The 17,415-nt window shown below is 64.8% G+C and carries 17 protein-coding genes; 4 read left to right on the top strand and 13 right to left on the bottom strand.

The annotated features are described in order from the left end of the window. The first annotated feature begins 23 nt into the window (after positions 1 to 23). Entirely contained in the window at positions 24 to 680 is a 657-nt protein-coding gene (locus AB0Y14_RS01205) for a hypothetical protein (protein WP_436587481.1), read from the top strand. Between the two features lie 109 nt (positions 681 to 789). Here AB0Y14_RS01205 and secF read toward each other — a convergent pair whose 3' ends face one another. The 9 genes from secF to AB0Y14_RS01160 form a co-directional block, all read right to left on the bottom strand. After that, positions 790 to 1,974 (bottom strand): protein translocase subunit SecF, encoded by a 1,185-nt coding sequence (gene secF, locus AB0Y14_RS01200; protein WP_436587480.1) that lies wholly within the window; start codon positions 1,972 to 1,974, stop codon positions 790 to 792. After that, positions 1,967 to 3,733 (bottom strand): protein translocase subunit SecD, encoded by a 1,767-nt coding sequence (gene secD / locus AB0Y14_RS01195; protein WP_436587479.1) that lies wholly within the window; start codon positions 3,731 to 3,733, stop codon positions 1,967 to 1,969. The genes secF and secD overlap by 8 nt, the downstream gene beginning before the upstream one ends. A gap of 68 nt (positions 3,734 to 3,801) precedes the next feature. Next, a complete protein-coding gene (gene yajC / locus AB0Y14_RS01190) occupies positions 3,802 to 4,392 on the bottom strand; it encodes a preprotein translocase subunit YajC (protein ID WP_436587478.1) in 591 nt (196 codons plus the stop codon). A gap of 112 nt (positions 4,393 to 4,504) precedes the next feature. After that, on the bottom strand, positions 4,505 to 5,563 hold the full coding sequence (gene ruvB, locus AB0Y14_RS01185) for a Holliday junction branch migration DNA helicase RuvB (RefSeq protein WP_436587477.1): 1,059 nt from the start codon (positions 5,561 to 5,563) through the stop codon (positions 4,505 to 4,507). 18 nt (positions 5,564 to 5,581) lie between these two features. Continuing rightward, entirely contained in the window at positions 5,582 to 6,229 is a 648-nt protein-coding gene (gene ruvA, locus AB0Y14_RS01180) for a Holliday junction branch migration protein RuvA (RefSeq protein WP_436587476.1), read from the bottom strand. Positions 6,230 to 6,340: 111 nt separating this feature from the next. Continuing rightward, entirely contained in the window at positions 6,341 to 7,003 is a 663-nt protein-coding gene (ruvC, locus tag AB0Y14_RS01175; protein WP_436587475.1) for a crossover junction endodeoxyribonuclease RuvC, read from the bottom strand. A gap of 26 nt (positions 7,004 to 7,029) precedes the next feature. After that, a complete protein-coding gene (locus AB0Y14_RS01170; protein WP_436587474.1) occupies positions 7,030 to 7,791 on the bottom strand; it encodes a YebC/PmpR family DNA-binding transcriptional regulator in 762 nt (253 codons plus the stop codon). A gap of 218 nt (positions 7,792 to 8,009) precedes the next feature. Next, positions 8,010 to 8,732: a type 1 glutamine amidotransferase gene (locus AB0Y14_RS01165; RefSeq protein WP_436587473.1), complete on the bottom strand. Its 723-nt coding sequence runs from the start codon at positions 8,730 to 8,732 to the stop codon at positions 8,010 to 8,012. Continuing rightward, complete coding sequence (locus tag AB0Y14_RS01160; protein ID WP_436587472.1) at positions 8,729 to 10,024, bottom strand: MurT ligase domain-containing protein; 1,296 nt, start codon at positions 10,022 to 10,024, stop codon at positions 8,729 to 8,731. The genes AB0Y14_RS01165 and AB0Y14_RS01160 overlap by 4 nt, the downstream gene beginning before the upstream one ends. 50 nt (positions 10,025 to 10,074) lie before the next feature. On the opposite strand from AB0Y14_RS01160, the gene AB0Y14_RS01155 reads away from it, so the two are divergent. Together AB0Y14_RS01155 and AB0Y14_RS01150 are read left to right on the top strand one after the other, a co-directional pair. Further along, entirely contained in the window at positions 10,075 to 11,076 is a 1,002-nt protein-coding gene (locus AB0Y14_RS01155; RefSeq protein WP_436587471.1) for a hypothetical protein, read from the top strand. A 102-nt stretch (positions 11,077 to 11,178) separates the two neighbouring features. After that, positions 11,179 to 11,802, top strand: a complete 624-nt coding sequence (locus AB0Y14_RS01150; RefSeq protein ID WP_436587470.1) for a TIGR00730 family Rossman fold protein — start codon at positions 11,179 to 11,181, stop codon at positions 11,800 to 11,802. Between the two features lie 12 nt (positions 11,803 to 11,814). On the opposite strand, the gene AB0Y14_RS01145 is transcribed toward AB0Y14_RS01150, so the two are convergent. Further along, positions 11,815 to 12,390: an HIT family protein gene (locus tag AB0Y14_RS01145; RefSeq protein WP_436587469.1), complete on the bottom strand. Its 576-nt coding sequence runs from the start codon at positions 12,388 to 12,390 to the stop codon at positions 11,815 to 11,817. Positions 12,391 to 12,495: 105 nt separating this feature from the next. Here AB0Y14_RS01145 and AB0Y14_RS01140 point away from each other — a divergent pair, with 105 nt between their 5' ends. Next, on the top strand, positions 12,496 to 12,999 hold the full coding sequence (locus AB0Y14_RS01140) for an FBP domain-containing protein (RefSeq protein WP_436587468.1): 504 nt from the start codon (positions 12,496 to 12,498) through the stop codon (positions 12,997 to 12,999). Between the two features lie 3 nt (positions 13,000 to 13,002). Here the strand turns inward: AB0Y14_RS01140 and bioD are convergent, their stop codons facing one another. From bioD to bioA, 3 genes are read right to left on the bottom strand one after another with little or no spacing between them, the layout of a single operon-like run. Beyond that, positions 13,003 to 13,773, bottom strand: coding sequence for an ATP-dependent dethiobiotin synthetase BioD (gene bioD / locus AB0Y14_RS01135; RefSeq protein ID WP_436587467.1), 771 nt, complete (start codon positions 13,771 to 13,773; stop codon positions 13,003 to 13,005). After that, on the bottom strand, positions 13,770 to 16,067 hold the full coding sequence (locus tag AB0Y14_RS01130) for an aminotransferase class I/II-fold pyridoxal phosphate-dependent enzyme (RefSeq protein WP_436587466.1): 2,298 nt from the start codon (positions 16,065 to 16,067) through the stop codon (positions 13,770 to 13,772). The genes bioD and AB0Y14_RS01130 overlap by 4 nt, the downstream gene beginning before the upstream one ends. Further along, on the bottom strand, positions 16,064 to 17,407 hold the full coding sequence (gene bioA / locus AB0Y14_RS01125) for an adenosylmethionine--8-amino-7-oxononanoate transaminase (RefSeq protein ID WP_436587465.1): 1,344 nt from the start codon (positions 17,405 to 17,407) through the stop codon (positions 16,064 to 16,066). The genes AB0Y14_RS01130 and bioA overlap by 4 nt, the downstream gene beginning before the upstream one ends. Between the last annotated feature and the right edge of the window lie 8 nt (positions 17,408 to 17,415).

The following is a 17,415-nucleotide window of genomic DNA, read 5'->3' as shown; positions in this document are numbered from 1 at the left end:
CCCCCCTCACGAAAGGTTCACCCATGCATCAGAACATCACTCGGCGTTCCGTGGCCAAGGGCGCGGCGTGGTCGGTCCCCGTCCTCTCCACCACCGCGGCCGTACCCGCGATGGCCGCCTCGACCCCGGCCCCCGAGGGGTGCGCGCTCACCGACGATCAGCTGAACAACGGATACTGCGGCGCCCGAGTCGCGGATTCGTGGAACATCGAGGGGTCGCGCACCTTCGGCAACCAGTTCGGCGGCGCCGCGAACGCCCAGACATCCCTGAATTTCGGTTTCCGGTCCACCTGCAACTACCGCGGATCGGTAACCTTCAAGCTCAAGAACGGGGCCGGGGAGAGGTACCTTCCCGCGCCCACCCTCACGCTGAACGACGGGCGCAGTTATTCAGGCATCGCCACCCTGGGCAACGTCGGTTCGGGAGGCGCCCGGGCCGGTTTCCTCATGGCCTCCACGATCCAGTGGCTCGATTCCGCGGGCACCACGAATCGAGCCAATCGTCAGTCCTGGGACGGTGCCACCGTCAGGGTACCCACCGAGATCTCGTACACCGCCCCCAACGGCACCCTGCATCGTTGCCTGCTGACGACCACCTTCAGTATGCAGGGCTCTTGGAATGCCGGCGGCAGCCAGGCCATGGTCAACCCGCGTTGGGAATCGGTGGCGCCACTCGGATAGGTCGTCGAAGGGTGTGGACTTCCCCGGCCGGGGGACCTGACATCTCTTCTGGTGATGCACGGCGTCAGGCTGCACCTGCCCTGGGCGAGGGGCCTCATAGCAGACTCCGCTAGATCACCGCTCCGTTATCCGGTTTGTCCCTGCCATTCGGCTCGTAGCGCGGCGTGGGGTTGTCCTCCGAACGCCCACCACCTCGGTCGGAACGCTGGCCTCGTTGTGCCGAGTCCGGTCCGGCCGACGCCGAATCTTTGCCCGAGGCTCTCGTCGACCCCGACGTCGTTCCTTCGCTGGTCTCCGCTCGGGAGTCACCGGCGCCGGTGTCCGCGACGCCTCGTCGGACTCTCTCGGCCTGTTCCTTGATGGGCTTCTCGCCCTGACGCAGGAGTGCGTAGAGGGGCGCCGAAACGAACAACGTGCCCAGCGTGCCCATGATGATCCCGATGAACAGTGCCAGGGAGAGGTCCTGCAAGGTTCCGGCACCCAGCAGGAATGCCCCGATGAACAGAATCGACCCGACCGGCAGAATCCCGACGACCGAGGTGTTGATTGACCTGACCAAGGTCTGGTTGACCGCCAGATTCACTTCTTCGGCGAAGGTCGTCTTCGTGTTCTCCCGGTAGCCCTTGGTGTTCTCACGAATCTTGTCGAAGACCACCACAGAGTCATACAGCGAGTAGGACAGAATCGTCAGGAACCCGATGATCGCCGACGGCGTCACTTCGAACCCGACGAGGGCGTAGATCCCGGCAGTCGTGATGACGGTGAAGAGCAATCCGGCGATGGCCGACAGGGACATCTTCACAGTTCTGAAGTACAGGGCCATTCCGACCGTGGCCAGGACCACGAACGCGATCAGCCCCCACGTGGCCTGGCGGGTCACACCCGCACCCCAGGTCGGACCCACGTAGGAGGACGTGACGTCGTCGGCTTTGACGTCGTAAGCCTTCTGCAGGGCCTGCTTGACGGCGAGCGTGTCGTCGTCGCTCAATTGCTCGGTTTGGACGCGTACCGTATCCGAGGCGATCTTAGTCACTTCGGTCTCGGTCGCACTCGCGTGCTTCGAGACGGCGTCCTTGCCCGTCTGGACGTCGGTGCTCTGGGAATCCGAGACCGTGAACTCCGAACCGCCACGGAAATCGATGCCCATTTTGAAGCCGCCCGTGAATACCGGGATGAGCACCGCGATGATCACGAGCACCGCGGAAATTCCCAGCCACAGTTTCTTCTTCGGGATGAAGGGCAGTGAGGTCTTGCCCGTGTAGAGGTTGCTACCGAACTCTGCGAACTTAGGCATTGTCGGCTCCTTCGGGATTTTGTCCTGACTGCTCTTCCGGGTCCTGTGGCGGTTTGTTCCGGGACTCGAGCGCCTCGGCTCTGCGACGTTCGGCGATGGTCATCGGCCGATCCTCGGACTCTTCGTCATCGCCGGACCGGCGCTTCCTGGCTCGAGGCGAGTCCTCGGGGTCGCGCAGACGTCCGGCCCCTCGATACAAGGGGACATAACCGAGGGCGCTGGCATCCAGTCCGGACAACTTGTGCCCTTCGCCGAAGAACTTGGTTCGCGACAGCATCACCATCACCGGGTGGGTGAACCAGAAGATCACCATGAGGTCGGCGATGGCCGTGAGGCCCAGGGTGAATGCGAAGCCTCGGACGTTGCCCACCGCCACAAAGTACAAGACGATGGCCGCCAGGAGATTGACGCCCTTCGATGCCCAGATGGTGCGTCGAGCGCGCATCCATCCATGGTCCACGGCCGAAGGCACACTACGCCCATCGCGCAGGCCGTCCCTGATGCGTTCGAAGTAGACGATGAACGAGTCGGCCGTCTGCCCGATCGCCACGATCAGTCCGGCCACGCCCGCGAGCGACAGCCTGTAATTGACGCCCCACCCGAGCAGGGTAATGGCCTCGTAGGTGACCACCCCCGCGACAAGCAGGGACGCGATCGTCACGAATCCCAGGAGTCTGTACTGGAACAGCGAATACACGCAGACCAGCAGCAGACCGATGATGCCGGCAATGATGCCCATCTGCAGCTGGTCCGTGCCCAGTGTCGCGGAAATCTGCTGTTCGGACTGGATGTCGAAGCTGATGGGCAGCGCACCGTACTTCAGCTGTTCCGACAGGCCCTTGGCATCGTCCTCAGAGAAGTCTCCGGTGATCTGGGCCTTGCCGTCCGCGATCACGTTCTGTGCGCGTGGTGCTTGGAGCACCCCACCGTCGAGCATGATGGCGAAGGAGGCCTTGGGATCTTCCTGGTTCTTGCCGTAGAACCCGTACAGGCGCTGCGTCACGTCCTTGAACACGTTCTTGGCGTGATCGTTGAACGTGATGTTCACGCCCCATTGGCCCGTGCTGACGCCTCCCCCGGACTCGGCCTGGGAGTAGTCGGCCGTCTTGATGTCCGAACCGTTCAGTTCGACCGGTCCCAGAATGTATTTCTGTTGGCCGTCCTCGGAGCACGCGACCACGGCCTTGTTGGGATCGAGCTGATCGTCCTTGCCCGGGTTGGCCGTGCAGTCTCGTTGTTCGTACTGCTTCTGGAGATCCCCGGTGATCCAGTTGGAATCCGATCCGTTCTGGGGGTCGCCGTTCGGATGCGGCAGATCCGCATCCGCGGTGCGTTTGTCCTCGGAGACGGCGCCGCCGTCTCCTTGCATCAGGACGGATCGGAAGGACATCTGGGCCGATGCCTGGATCAGGTCACGGGTCTCCTGGCTTGGAGTGCCCGGCATCGAGACCACGACGTTCCGCCCTGACTGGGTGCTGACCTCGGCCTCGGAAACGCCCGCGCCGTCGACGCGCTGTCGGATGATGTCGACCGCTTGGTCGAGCTGGTCCTTGCTGATGTCGCCGTCGCCGTCGCCGTTAGTGACCTTCGGGGAGAGGATCATCTCCGTGCCGCCGGACAGGTCCAGAGCGAGCTGGGGTGATGCAGAGCCACCCAACTTGGTCGCAGACAGGCCGATGACACCGCCGAGGACCACCACGATGGCGGTCAACAGGAGCAGGGCCTTTCGGGCACTGGACGTGCGCTTTTTCCGAGCCATGAGGATTCCTGAGGATCATAGGTCGAGGTGCTCACCCGTGGGCAAGCACCTCGAAAATTGCGTATGTTCTAGCGGGTCGAGCCGGTGGAATCGTCGCCGCGGGGGTCATCCCTGTACCCCGTGCCGTCCTGCTCCCCCAGGCCTCGGGTCGCTTCGTCGCTCGGCTCGCCGTTGAGCCGCGGTCCGTTCTCGGCAGAGGTCGACGCCGATCCGAAACCGCCTTCGGCGGAGGACTCATTCCCGAAGGCACCGGATCCGCTCTGGGGCTCCTCGGCAACGCCTTGGGCCGCGGCGGCCCGCGCCGCCTCGGGGGTTCCGGGGACCTGACCGTTGTCGTCCAGAACCGTGGTCACGGCTCCGAGATGGACGGTGATCTCCGTCTTGGGGGCAACCTCGACGACCGCACGGTTGGCCTCACGGTCGATCGACACGATGGTTCCGAAGACGCCGAACTGCGTCATGACACGCGTTCCCGGGGTCATCGCGTTCTGGCGTTCCTGCATTTGCTGCCTGGCCTTCTTCTGGCGGCGCATCGGAAGAACGAGGAACACGATGACAACCACCAGCATGAGGCCGAGGAGCAGGAAGTTGGATCCACCGCCCCCGCCCTGGTCGGCTGCCTGCAGGCTTCCGGTCGAGTTGATGGTGGAAAGTAGCATGTGTTCCTTACGTCGGTATCTGGGTTGTTCCCGGTCAGCATCCCACCGGGATAAGGGAAAAACTTTTTAAAGTCTAGAGGACGATTCTGGGTATCCGGTCAGAAACCCTCGCTCAGGATTCCGGTGGTTCGAGGTCCAGGTGCACCCACGCGGAAGGAAGCGCCACACGTCCCCGGGGCGTCCGGCCCATAAGACCTTCGCGCACCAGATAAGGTTCTGCCACCGTTTCCACGGTCTCCGTCTCCTCGCCCACCGCGATGGCCAGGGTCGATAAGCCCACGGGCCCCCCGCCGAATTTGTGGATCAGGGATTCGAGAACGGATCGGTCCAGTCGATCGAGGCCCTTCGAATCGACTTCGTACATGTCCAGTGCGGTCGCCGCAGTCCGAGCATCGATATCGTCCACTGAGTGGACGAGAGCCCAGTCCCGGACCCTGCGCAAGAGGCGGTTGGCGATGCGTGGCGTACCGCGGGATCGCGAGGCGATCTCATGGAAGCCCTCGGTGGTGATCTTCAGGTCCAGGAGACCGGCCGAACGGCGGAGAACGAGCTCGAGCTCCTCCACGTCGTAGAACTCCAGGTGACCCGTGAATCCAAAACGGTCCCGCAGGGGTCCGGGCAGGAGGCCGGCACGCGTGGTTGCGCCGACGAGCGTGAAGCTGGGCAATTCCAGGGGAATCGAGGTGGCTCCTGCGCCCTTGCCGACCACGATATCGACGCGGAAATCCTCCATGGCCATGTAGAGCATCTCTTCCGCGGGGCGCGACATGCGGTGGATCTCATCGAGGAACAGCACCTCGCCGGGCGTGAGCGAGGAAAGGATTGCGGCCAGATCACCCGAATGCTGGATGGCCGGTCCCGAACTGATGCGCAAGGGCGAGCCCATTTCCTCCGCAATGATCATCGCCAAAGTGGTCTTTCCGAGCCCCGGAGGACCTGAGAGAAGGACGTGGTCCGCGCTTTTGCCGCGCAGTTTCGAGGCCTCGAGAACCAGTGACAATTGTTGGCGCACACGCTTCTGCCCGACGAAATCGTCCAGGGCCTTGGGTCGCAACGCCGCCTCGATCGCCTTGTCCTCGGGTTCGACCTCGGCGTCGACCAGCCGCTCCTGTCCCGAGCGCTGCTGGCCCGGCAGATTCTGCGCGTCGTTCTCCGGGAATTGCTGCGTCATTCGTTCCTTTCCGCCCGGCTATTTGGACCGATGGCCCATGCCGCTTGCTCGGCCGAGACCGGCCAGGACACCCCGGAGGGCATCGGGGACCGTCATGGATCCGGCATCGGGCTCGGCCTCGACGTAGGAATCCACCGCACCGGCGGCATCCTTCTCCTGCCACCCTAGGCCCACCAGGGCATCCATAACTTGCGACCGCCACGATGGACCGGTTCCGGCCTGGCCTCCGACGCCCGCGGACGAGGCGTCCCCGTTCTCCGGCTCGGGCAGGACAAGCTTGCCCGCGAGTTCCAGGACAATCCGGCGAGCTCCCTTGGGACCGATCCCGGGAACCTTGCTGAATGCTTTGTCATTGCCCTCCGCGACGGCCTGGGCCACCTCTGCTGGGGTGTGGACGGACACAACGGCCAGTGCGATGCGCGGACCGATGCCGGAGACCGAGAGCATCGTGGTGAACACTTCTCGCTCGCTGTCGTCCCGGAACCCGAACAGGGTCAGTGAGTCCTCCTTGACGATCAGGGAGGTCTCGAGCCGAGCCTGCTCGCCGAGACGCAAGGTCGCCAATGTGCCGGGGGTTGCCTGGACCAGCATCCCGACACCGCCGACCTCGATGACTGCCTCATGGAGGCCAACATGGGTCACGGTGCCCGTCAGAGAAGAAATCATGCATCCATCTTAATCGAACAAAGTTACGAAGGACATTCAGCGGCGCGCCTGTGGACGGACGTCGTCCTCGTAGTCCCCGACTCAGGCTGTGGCGTGCCCTCGAGGCTCCCGCTATTTTCCGCGACGGGAGCGTTCCTCCGCCGCCTTCCACGCCCGCTGTGCCGGCGTCATGGAACCTCCCTTGGCGCGAGCGGGGATCGATCCCTGGTGCGTCTGGACACCGGTACCCATATTGACTCCCGTGCCGATGATTCCGGAGCGCCATCCGTGGCAGATGGCCAAGGCGACGGCGTCGGCGGCGTCGGCCGGCTTCGGCACCGTCTCCAATTCGAGGATGCGGGCCACCATACGCCCGACAGACTTCTTGTCCGCCCTCCCGCTACCGGTCACGGCCGCTTTGACCTCAGATGGGGTGTGCCATGCTACGGGGATGCCAGCGGCGGCAGCGGCCGCAATGACGACGCCGGATGCGTGGGCGGTTCCGATCACGGTGTTGACGGATTCCTGGGCAAAAATACGTTCGATGGCCATCACGTCCGGACGGTAGGTCTCGACCCACCCCTGCATCGCACGCTGGATGTGCAGGACCCGAGCGTCCAATGACTCGCTGGCTTGAGTTCCGGCAGCCCCCGCGTCGACGAATTGCGCTTTGCGGTTCCCGGACATGTCGACCACGCCGAACCCGCACCGTGTGAGCCCCGGGTCGACCCCGAGGATACGCAAAGGACCGGCGGAGGCTGGTGATTCAACGGCTCCGACCGGTCCCTTGTTCATAGCACTCTCCCGAATTCGCTCGGCGACTAGTCGTCGGCTTCGAGCTCTTCTATCACGGCGGGCGAGATGTCCGCGTTCGAATACACGTTCTGGACGTCGTCGAGGGCCTCGACCGCGTCGGCCAAGCGCAGGAACTTGCGTGCGCCCTCGGCATCCAGGTCCACCGTCATGGTGGGCCGCCACTGGGGGTCGTCATTGTTGTAGTCGAGTTCCGCCTCGTCGAGTGCCTTGCGGATCTCCGGAAGGTCGGTGGCCTCGGAAATGACCTCGAACATCTCTTCTTCTTCCTTGACCTCGTCGGCACCCGCGTCGAGAACGGCCATCAGGACGTCGTCCTCCGTGAGGCCGTCCTTCTTGGCCACCTCGACGACGCCCTTGCGCTCGAACAGGAACGAAACCGACCCGGGGTCGGCCATGGTGCCGCCGTTGCGCGTGACCGCGACCCGGACGTCCGATGCGGCACGGTTCTTGTTGTCCGTGAGGCACTCGATGTACAGGGCAGAACCCTGCGGTCCGCGGGCTTCATAGAGGATCTCGGAGTATTCGACGACCTCGCCGGTCAGGCCGGCACCGCGCTTGACCGCGCGGTCGATGTTGTCATTGGGCACCGAGTTCTTCTTGGCCTTGGAAATGGCCAGGTCCAGCGCGGGATTGCCGGAGACATCGGCACCGCCCATGCGGGCGGCCACCTCAATGCCCTTGATGTACTTCGCGAAGGCCTTGGCCCGCTTCGCATCGATCGCGGCCTTCTTGTGTTTGGTGGTGGCCCACTTGGAGTGACCCGACATAGATGTGCTCCTCGAATATAGACAGTGTCCTTGCGCGGCCGTGCCTGTCCGCCCCGACCCGGTTCCCAACGCGGATCCCCTCGACGCATCTCCCGGGCGGCGACAGGGCGTACCGACCACGCACAAGCCTCAAACCATTGTAACGACGCCAGCAAACGACCAGTTGCCGCCGTGTCGAGCCACGGGTGCGGTACCGCCGCACCAGAACGGGAACGGTTTCATCGCGGCCTTGAGGCCGCGACCTCTCGGGCCCGATCGGCCATGGAATCATCGATCCTTGCAGGTTCGAAAGAGCCGAACTTCCGCTCGGCAGCATGACGCACGAGATAGTCGGAGATCCGGGGGTTCTTGGGGAGGAGGGAGCCGTGCAGATAGCTGCCGATCACGTGGTGCACACGGGCTCCCTCGCCGTCGTCGTCAAGGTTGTTGCCTTGGCCCTTTGTCACGGTTCCCAGGCGCTCGACGCCGTCGCCCAGATAGGTCAGGCCTGAGTGGTTCTCATACCCGACGATCGTTCCGAACTCCTCCGACTCGGTCACGATGTTCCCGATCAGGCGTTCCTCGCTGCCCACGGTGTGGGCGTCGAAGAGCCCGATCCCTTGGAGCACCTCGCCCCCGACCGTGGTGAACTGGTTCCCGAACAGCTGGTAGAGACCACAGATGACCAGCATCGGGGCCCCGGACTCGGCCGCGGACCGCACCACGGGTGCGATGCGGTGGAGATCGTCCTGGATCACGGTCTGCCCGGAATCCTGGCCCCCTCCGCCCACGAGAATGTCGAAGTCCTCGGGAAAAACATCGCCCGGGTTGTAGTCGACGATTTCGGTGCCCAATCCGTGAGCGTGCGCCCTCCTGGAGAGGGACAGGACGTTGCCCCAGTCGCCGTAGATGTTCATGTCCCGCGGATACAGCTGCAGGATCTTCAGGGTCTTCTCGGTCATCCGATATCAGCCACCTCGGTGGTCTTGGCCAGCTCCCGACGAAGGGCGAGCATGGACGTATACGTGCAGAATACCCGCATGGGCTTGTCCCCCGATCCGCGGACGAATTCATCCAGGGCGCTCGGAAGGTCAGTGTTGACGGCACGCACGGGGACGTCGTCGTGTTCCAGGCGCAAGGCCATGTCGTAGGCGCGCGTCCCCGAAACCACGTCCACACCGCCGTGCTGCAAGGATTCGAAGTCGACGTCCCACAACCAGGAGACGTCCCGGCCGTCCGCGTATTCGTCGTTGATCGTGATCATGGTCGCGTAGTCCTTGCCCGTGGCCGAAGCCAAGGACAAGCGGAAGCCCGCCGGATTCTTCACGAGCAGCAGTTGCAGGCTGCGGTCCCCGACCCGGACGGACTCCCCACGCCCGAATGCCGGAGTGACCTTGGACAGTTCGGCCAGCAGCGCGGCCTCGTCGGCGTCCTCCCCCATGATTTCGAGGGTCAGCGCCAGGGCACCCGCGGCGTTGTAGATGTTGTAGATGCCGTAGAGGTTGATGTCGGTCGTGACCTCCCGGTCACCGATCATCAGGTGAGTCCTGGTGCCCTCGAAGGAAGTCAGCGCGACCGAGGCTTCCGGCAGGTTCTCCGCCTGCTGGGGAGTCCGGTTGTCCCGCATTTCGTCGTCAGAGGGGAAGCGCGACCGAAGGCCCTCGGACAGACCGTAGTAGGCGACCTCCGTGCCATCCTCGACATCCTGGGAGATCCGGCGGATTCGCGGATCCTCCCGGTTGAGCACCACCGTGCCCGTGGTCGCGCGGGCCACCTGGGTGAGCATCTTGCGCGTCGTATCGATTTCGCCGAAACGGTCCAGCTGATCGCGCATCACATTCAGCAGGAGCGAATACTTGGGTTGCACCATTTTGACGAAGTGCACGGCGTGGGCCTCGTCCAGCTCCAACACGGCGATGTCGGCGTCGAGCTCACCCTTGAGGTTCATCTCGCCCAGCAGGGCGGCCGCGACGCCACGCACGAAATTCGACCCGGTGCGGTTGGTGAAGACCTTGAGACCCTGGGATTCGAGGAGCTGCACGGCCATTTTGGTGGTCGTCGTCTTCCCATTGGTCCCGGAAACCACGACGACGCCGCGCGGCAGAGCCGAGAGTTCCCGCTCCACGAATCCGGGGTCGAGCCTCTCCATGAAGAGTCCGGGGAAAGCGGACCCGCCCCCGCGGAATTTGGATGCGTACCGGATGCCTTGGCCGATCAGGCGGGTGGCATGTCCGAAGATGACTGGTCTGGGCATGGGACCAATCCTAACCCGTGGCCGGGACCGATATTTGCCATGATGGGGTTATGAATTCGTCACCCGTCGAACCCGCCGACACGTTCCCGGACTCTCCTTTCGTGTGGCGGGACCTCGCCTGGCCTGACCGTCAACCTGTAGTCAAAGTTGAGCCAATGGCCGAGGGTGCTCCGACAGGGGAGATCATCCGGGTCCGGGTGACGCCGGACCGGCTCCTGGGGATCGGCCTGCTCGGCGAATCCTGCGAGGAAGGCGGACTCTGGTGCAGCGGCTTCGCCCACGCCGAGCTCGACGACGCCGGCCGACCTTCCTTCCGCACCGTACCGTGCCCCCGGAAGAACCGCCTGACACGAGGCCAACAGTGCCCCCTCTGCATACACCTGGACCGATTCCGACCCATTCACCGGGCACACCAGGGGGCCGAGTTGACCGAAGCCGCCCGGGCCTACATCGAACTCCCGCACTGGCTGTATGTCGCAACATTTCCGGACGGCACCTCCAAAGTGGGTACGGCCCACGAAAGGTCGAAGATCACCAGGGTGGACCAGCAGGCGGTCGCCCGGGCGTCGTACGTTGCCCTCGCCGATGACGGCCTGATCGTGCGTCACCTCGAGGACCATCTCACCCGAACTCTGAGGCTGACGCAGGTCAAACGGGTGGCCAGCAAGGTCAAGGCCTGGTCCCATCCGGAGGATCCGCGGAAGATCGATGATCTCCACGCATCGGCCGCCGAGGCCGCTCGACTGTCCCTCGAAAAGCTGGGAGAGCCCGGCTTCCGAGTAACACACGAAGATTGGTCTCCCGCCGAATCGATGCTCGGCGCCTACGAACACTTGGAGCGGCCCTCCGATCGTCCGTTGTATCCGCACGCATCATGGGATGGCCCGGAGCTGTTCCGTGTCTCTTCCGGCACCGGGCCGTTCCTCACCGGGACCCTCGTTCAGGACCCCGGAGCCGGCGTCCACCTGCTCAATATGGCGAGCCTGAAGAACCGGGCGAGCACGGCCGCCGAGGACGATGGGTCGACCAACATCCAGACATCACTGTTCTGAATCCTTCGGGGGGCGACGCCGGGGTATCGCCTGGCCACGCGACGAGAGGGTGCGGGTGTCGCAACAGGTCCAGGGCAACGATCCAGCGCTATGGTGGGTTCCATGTCCGTCGATGACCCAACCCCTTTGCCCTCCTTGCCTCCCATGCCACCGCGCCAGGTTCGCACGATCACGGCCTACACTGGTTCGGCCGTCGGAAGCGACGCCGTCTATTCCGAAGCGGTCCGTCGGCTCGCCGTAGCGATAGCCCAACGCGGGATCGACATCGTCTACGGAGGCGGCAAGGTCGGACTCATGGGCGTCCTCGCGGATTCCGCGCTGCACGCCGGGGGCTCCGTGCGCGGAGTTATCCCTCAATCTTTGGTTGAAGGCGAGATTGGGCACCCTGGGCTCACCTCACTCGACGTCGTCGACGACATGCACCAGCGCAAGAATGCGATGGCCGAAGACGGGGACGCCTTCGTGGCCCTTCCAGGAGGGGCCGGAACGCTCGAGGAGCTTTTCGAGACGTGGACCTGGCAACAGTTGGGACTGCACTCGAAACCCGTAGCGCTCTACAACGTCAACGGGTTCTGGGATCCCCTGCTGGACCTTCTCGATCACATGGTCGAGGGGGGATTCCTCAGCAAGAAATTGAGCCACTCGCTGATCATCGAGTCTGAACCTGAGCCTCTTCTTGAAGCATTGACCCGCTGGCAACCACCCGAGCCCAAGTGGGCGAAGTAAGCCAAGTAAGCATCATTGGTCGTCGTTGGGATTCGCCAGGTCGGACGGCCAGGCCTCCGCAACGAGATGGCGAATCTCATCGAGGGTCTGCGTGACGGTTTTGGTTCCGGCGACGATCGGCAGGAAATTGGTGTCCCCGTTCCACCGCGGGATCACATGTTCGTGCAGATGGGCCGCGATACCCGCGCCACCAACCTTCCCCTGGTTCATCCCCATGTTGAAGCCGGCGGCGTTCGATGTCTGACGGAGGACCCGCATCGCGGTCTGGACACATGCGGACATTTCGGCCGTTTCCCGCGAGTCGATCTCGTCGAAATTGGACACGTGCCGGTACGGGCAGACCAGCAAGTGGCCGGGGTTGTACGGATACAGGTTGAGGACCACGAAGACGTACTCTCCCCGGTAGACGATCAGCGAGTCCTGGTCGGATCGTCCGGGGGCCGCGCAGAACGGACAGGAGTTCTCCGTGTAGTCCTTCTGTCCCCCACTGACGTACGCCTTGCGGTGCGGGGTCCACATGCGTTGAAAAGCATCCGGGACTCCGGGCAGCACGAAGTCGTCGGTCGAGTAGTCAGGTTCCTCCGTCATGAATCCAGCTTAGGCCGTCGATTCCCCTAGCGGTGGGCGGATCGTAGTGAGCCTTCACGACATCGACTCATTTACCTTCGTTGCACGGGGTATAGGTTGGGAATCATGCGCCCCCTCTCAGAATCAGAGATCAGACACAGCTTCATCAATTGCAGTCAGGGCGAGGCCCAGCGGATCCATCTCCCGGGACATCTTGCGCGTACCGATTGGGGTTCCCAGGCCTTCCTGGGGTGGATCGATCCTAGGAGTCCCCATCGGGGGTACGTGGTGGCTGAGACCGCGAACGGTCCCGAGGGCGTGGTCCTCCACCGCACGCCGCACCGTGGCAAGCCGACCGCGCAAATGTGCCAGTTCTGCCTGACGCTGCACGGCGGCACCGGTGTTTCGATGTACTCGGCCCAACGTCCCGCCACGAAGAAGGAACGCTATTCCTCCTTGGGCACGTATCTCTGTTCGGATCTGGGCTGCGCGGACTACGCCGTGAGCCGCAAACGCCCCGAAGGCATCCGTCAGATGGAGGAAACCATCACGCTCGAGGACCGCAAGGAACGAACGTCCGACAACGTCGAACGCTTCATCCTCCGGCTCAAGGAACGTTCTGGTTCGTAAGTCTCAGCCACGGGCTGTGACCGTCGGGCGAGTGTCGCAGGGAAATTCCCGGAGACACAGGGAACCGCGCCGGATCGTGAAGAGTTTCGCCCGGTACTCGGCGGCGAGGCGCGCCAGGAAGTTCAGGTTGGCGCGTTCGACGTCGTCCGGCCGATCCGACGTGCCGGATACCACCAGGCACGTGGGAAGCACGCCCCGACGGTCCAGGTGCTCCATGGCCAATTCGCTGTGGTTCTGAGTCCCCAGCCCAGGACGGCACACCAGCACCAGATGCGCCCCTGGATCGGTTGGGGTCCCGCCGTCGGAGGGTCCGCGCAGTGCTTGGACGACGTCGACGGTTGTTTCGCCGTCGGGGGTCAAGGCCACTGTCACTCCCCCGGACCCTTCGATGACCAGCGAGCGCGACGTCCTCAGGTGGGAGGACCAGCGCGACACGTGAGCCCCGAGTCCGGGCAAATCGGTGGCTGGCGCATCGGAGCATCGCAGGGCGTCTCGTGGCGCCATCGCCGGGCCGAGTCTGACACCTTCCGAACCGGTCAGTCCGCCCGGATGCCCCAACAGTTCCAGACACTCTTCGACGTCTCCGGGCTCCCCTGGTTTCAACCCCGTTTGGACTGGCTTGTCGATGTGGCTTCCTCCCGTTCGCCGGAGGATTTCCCCGGCGAGGGCCGCCGTGGTCCATGTCTTGCCGATCTCCGTGTCCGTGCCCGTGACCACCCAGGTCCGGCCCGGAGGCAGGGATTTCGAGGCGCAGGTATCAGAGTGTGTGGTCATGGGTTCTCCACGATGACGTGTTGTGGGGACTGGAAGGACAGGAGGGTGAGCCACGATGGCGGGGCGCCGCTGGGTCGCAGACCGGGCAGGTTCCGGGCCACGTCGTGGACCACGAGCGATGCCTCCTGCTCGGCCAGTGCCGCGCCCAGGCACCGATGGATTCCGTGGCCGAAGGCCAGCCGGTGATCCTGCAAGGCTTCCCCGGACAGCCGAAGGAGCAGGTGATCTCCGGGTTCGGCGCGCAGGCCGGGGCTGTCGACAGAGACCGCAGATTGTCGCCTCCAGGTGGGAACCGATGAGTATGCACGAAGGGTCTCCCGGATGAGCTCCTTCGCTGTACCCGGACCGGATTCGGGGTTCCCGAGGGCCGACCACAGGGAACGATCCCCGAGGGCTCGGTGGAGGGCCGTGCCAATCAGCATTCTGGTGGTCTCCTGGCCCGCAATGACCAGGAAGTATCCCAGGGAGACCACCCTCTCGAGCCCGACTCCGGCGGCGAGCAGGTCAGCGAAGAGGTTCTCTTCCCCGCGCGCTCCCTGGACCTCGGTCCTGAGCCAGGCGTAGAAATCGGCCGCCGAACGTGCCAGCCCCAGCTGGCGGGTCCGCTCGGGCCACCCCCAGAACAGTTCGAGCGAATCCGCGCTCCAGCGCTGCAAGGCGGAGGATTCGGGTGCCGGCATCCCGGAAAGCAGCTGCAGGCTTCGAGCGGGTACGGAAAAGGCAATCGTGCGGGACAGGTCCACTGGGCCGCATTCGAGTTCTGCCTCGAGTTCGCGGATGCTGTCGCGGCAGATGCGACGGATGTCGGGGAGACGGCGTCGGACCGTGGTGGCGGAAAAGTACGGGGTCGTGATCCTCCGTACCTTCCGGTGCAGCTCTCCCGAGGCGGATGCGAGGACCGCTGGCAGCTGGAACCCGACTGTGGCCAGGATTCGCCGGGCGGCGGGGACCAGGGGGACGTTGGTCGTCAGCGCATTGTCGGGGACGTACGACTCGGGATCGCCCATGACGTCCCGCACCGTGGCCGGGTCCTCGACCAGGACCTGGCGGTAACGGTGGTCGGCAGGACGCGCGTCCCCCTGGGCAAAAGGACACCTGCCCGTGATCCCCCAGGCCCGTTCGACCACGGAGGCAACCTGTTCCAGCGCGACGACGAGCTGGTCCGGCCGATGGTCGGCGTGGACGGAGAGTCGCAGCCGCGAGATGTTGTCCGGAACGCTCGGAGGCCGGAACACCCCCACCCGGATACCGGCCTCGTCCAATTCTCGTGCGGCCCCGAGCGCGGAGTCCGGGGACGGCATGCGCAAGGACAGTATGGGGCCAGCCCCGCCTTCGAGGATGCGTTCTACGGCGGGGCGTCGACGAAGGGCCGACAGGGCACAGCGGCGTCGTTCTTCGAGCGCGGCGGCCAGGTTCTCTCCGACCGCGGCAGTACAGGCTTCGAGGGCCGCTTCGGCCACGAGTGGTGACAACCCGGTGTCGAAGATGAAAGGGCGGGCCGTGTTGACCAGGTGGTCGCGCCACAGCGCCGCTTGGCCCGGCGAGCCACCGAAGAGGATGACGCCGCCCTGCCCCGCGAGCGCTTTGGACAGGGATGCCGTGACGATCATCGGCGCCGTCGTGTCCCGTTCGTGGCTGCACAGGTCGTGCGTTCGAGTGAGCGTTCCTTGCGGCACGGTCGCGAAACTGTGGGCCTCGTCGACCACCAGCAGGGCGCGATGGGTGGCACAGACCCGGGCGAGGGTATCCAGGTCGGTCGCGTCCCCCACCACGGAGTACACGGATTCGACGATGACTGCGATGCGTCCCCCGGGTCGTGCCTTGCTTGCGTCCTCCATCCGGTGTGCCAGGTTGGTGAGGTCCTGGTGGGGGAAGAATTCGCGGTGGGACGAGGCCGCTCGCGCCGCATCGCGGAGGCTTGCGTGCACGTGGTCGTCCATGAGCAGTGTGGTGCCCGGGGCGTCGAGGGCCCCGATGATTCCCAGGTTGGCAAGGTATCCCGAGGAGAAAACGAGAGCATCCTGCGCACCGGCCAGATGGGCAAGCTCTGCCTCGAGCCTCCGGTGTTCAGGATGCGTTCCGGCGACGACGCGGGAGGATCCGGCACCGGCGGGGACCGAGGTGCGACGGCTCGGCAGGCCACGCGTTCCCAACCCCAAATAGTCGTTGGTCCTGAAGTCGATGGCCATCGCTGCCGTCCGTGGCGGAGGGGGAGGTTCGGCCGTTCGGCCGAGGGCACGGCGGTTCCGCACGCGTTGACGGTTCTCTGCCCACTCGGTCCAGTCGGTGCTCATCCGTGAACCTCCCCGATCGCTTCGATGAGCCCGTGGCAGATCTGCCGTGTTTGGTCGTCGGTGGTGATGTAGGGCGGCATCACGTAGACCAGCCGCCGGAAGGGCCTGATCCAGACTCCGCGGTGCACCGCGGCCCTGGTCACGGCAGGCACGTCCACGTCCCGGTTCAGCTCGATGACCCCTACGGCGCCGAGGACTCTCACGTCCGCGACCGAGTCGAGGTCCGTGGCCGGTGCCAGGCCGTCGGCGAGGGCTCTTTCCAGGCGGGGCACGGTGCGGGCCCAACCTGTTTCCTGATCGGTCAGCAGTTCCAGGGAAGCCAGGGAGACGGCGCAGAACAACGGGTTGCCCATGAAGGTAGGGCCGTGCAGCAACGCGGCCGGCATGCCGTTCGTTCCCCCGGAGACTCGGTGTGCGACCCGTGAGGTCGTGAGGGTTGCGGCGCCGGTCATGGTCCCGCCGGTCAGGGCCTTGCCGAGACACATGATGTCGGGCTCGATCCCGGCCCATTCGGAAGCGGTCCATCGTCCGGTTCTGCCGAATCCCGTGGCGATCTCGTCGAGAACGAGCAGGCAGTCGTGGGCGTCGCAGGCTCGCCGGACGACGTCGAGGGCTCGCGGGTCGTACACGCGCATGCCCCCGGCCCCTTGGAGAACCGGTTCGAGGATGACGCCACCGATTCGGTCCGTGTTCTCCGCGAGGATCGCCTCGAATTCGGTGGCCCAGGCCTCCAGGGCCTGGTCGTCCCAGGTCCAGGTGGCGTGGTCGGCGTCGTAGTGGCCGCGGGGCGGTCGTGGGGCGAAGAAGTGCTGCGTGGCCAGTGGTGTGAAGGCGTGGTGCATCCCGTCGACCGGGTCGCACAAGCTCATGGTTGCGAAGGTGTCCCCGTGGTAGCCGCCGCGGACCGTCAGCATCCGGTTGCGCTCCGGACGGCCCGAAGCCGCCTGGTACTGGATGACCATTTTGAGCGCGATTTCCACCGCGATCGATCCGGAGTCCGAGAAGAAGACGTGGTGCAGGCCTGAGGGCGTATTCGCGACGAGCTTTTCGGCCAGACGGACGGCCGGTTCGTGCGTGAGCCCGCCGAACATGACGTGGGGCATGACCTCGGACTGTCGTTGCAAGGCGCCGGTCAGCTTCGGATGCGAGTGCCCGTGAACCATGGCCCACCACGAGCCCATCGCGTCGATCGCACTCAGTTCCCGCCCTTCGGCATCGTTCAGGTGCAGCAGGGCGCCCTCGGCGGATCGGACCGCGTAGAGCTGTTCCTCGCCGACGGGTGCGTACGGGTGCCAGACGTGGCGGGCGTCCCGGGCGATCAATCCCTGAGCCTCACCCACGGTCTCGC

It is taken from the genome of Rothia sp. HC945 (assembly GCF_051370785.1).
Lineage (GTDB): Bacteria > Actinomycetota > Actinomycetes > Actinomycetales > Micrococcaceae > Rothia.
This window is presented reverse-complemented; position numbering and strand designations above follow the sequence as displayed.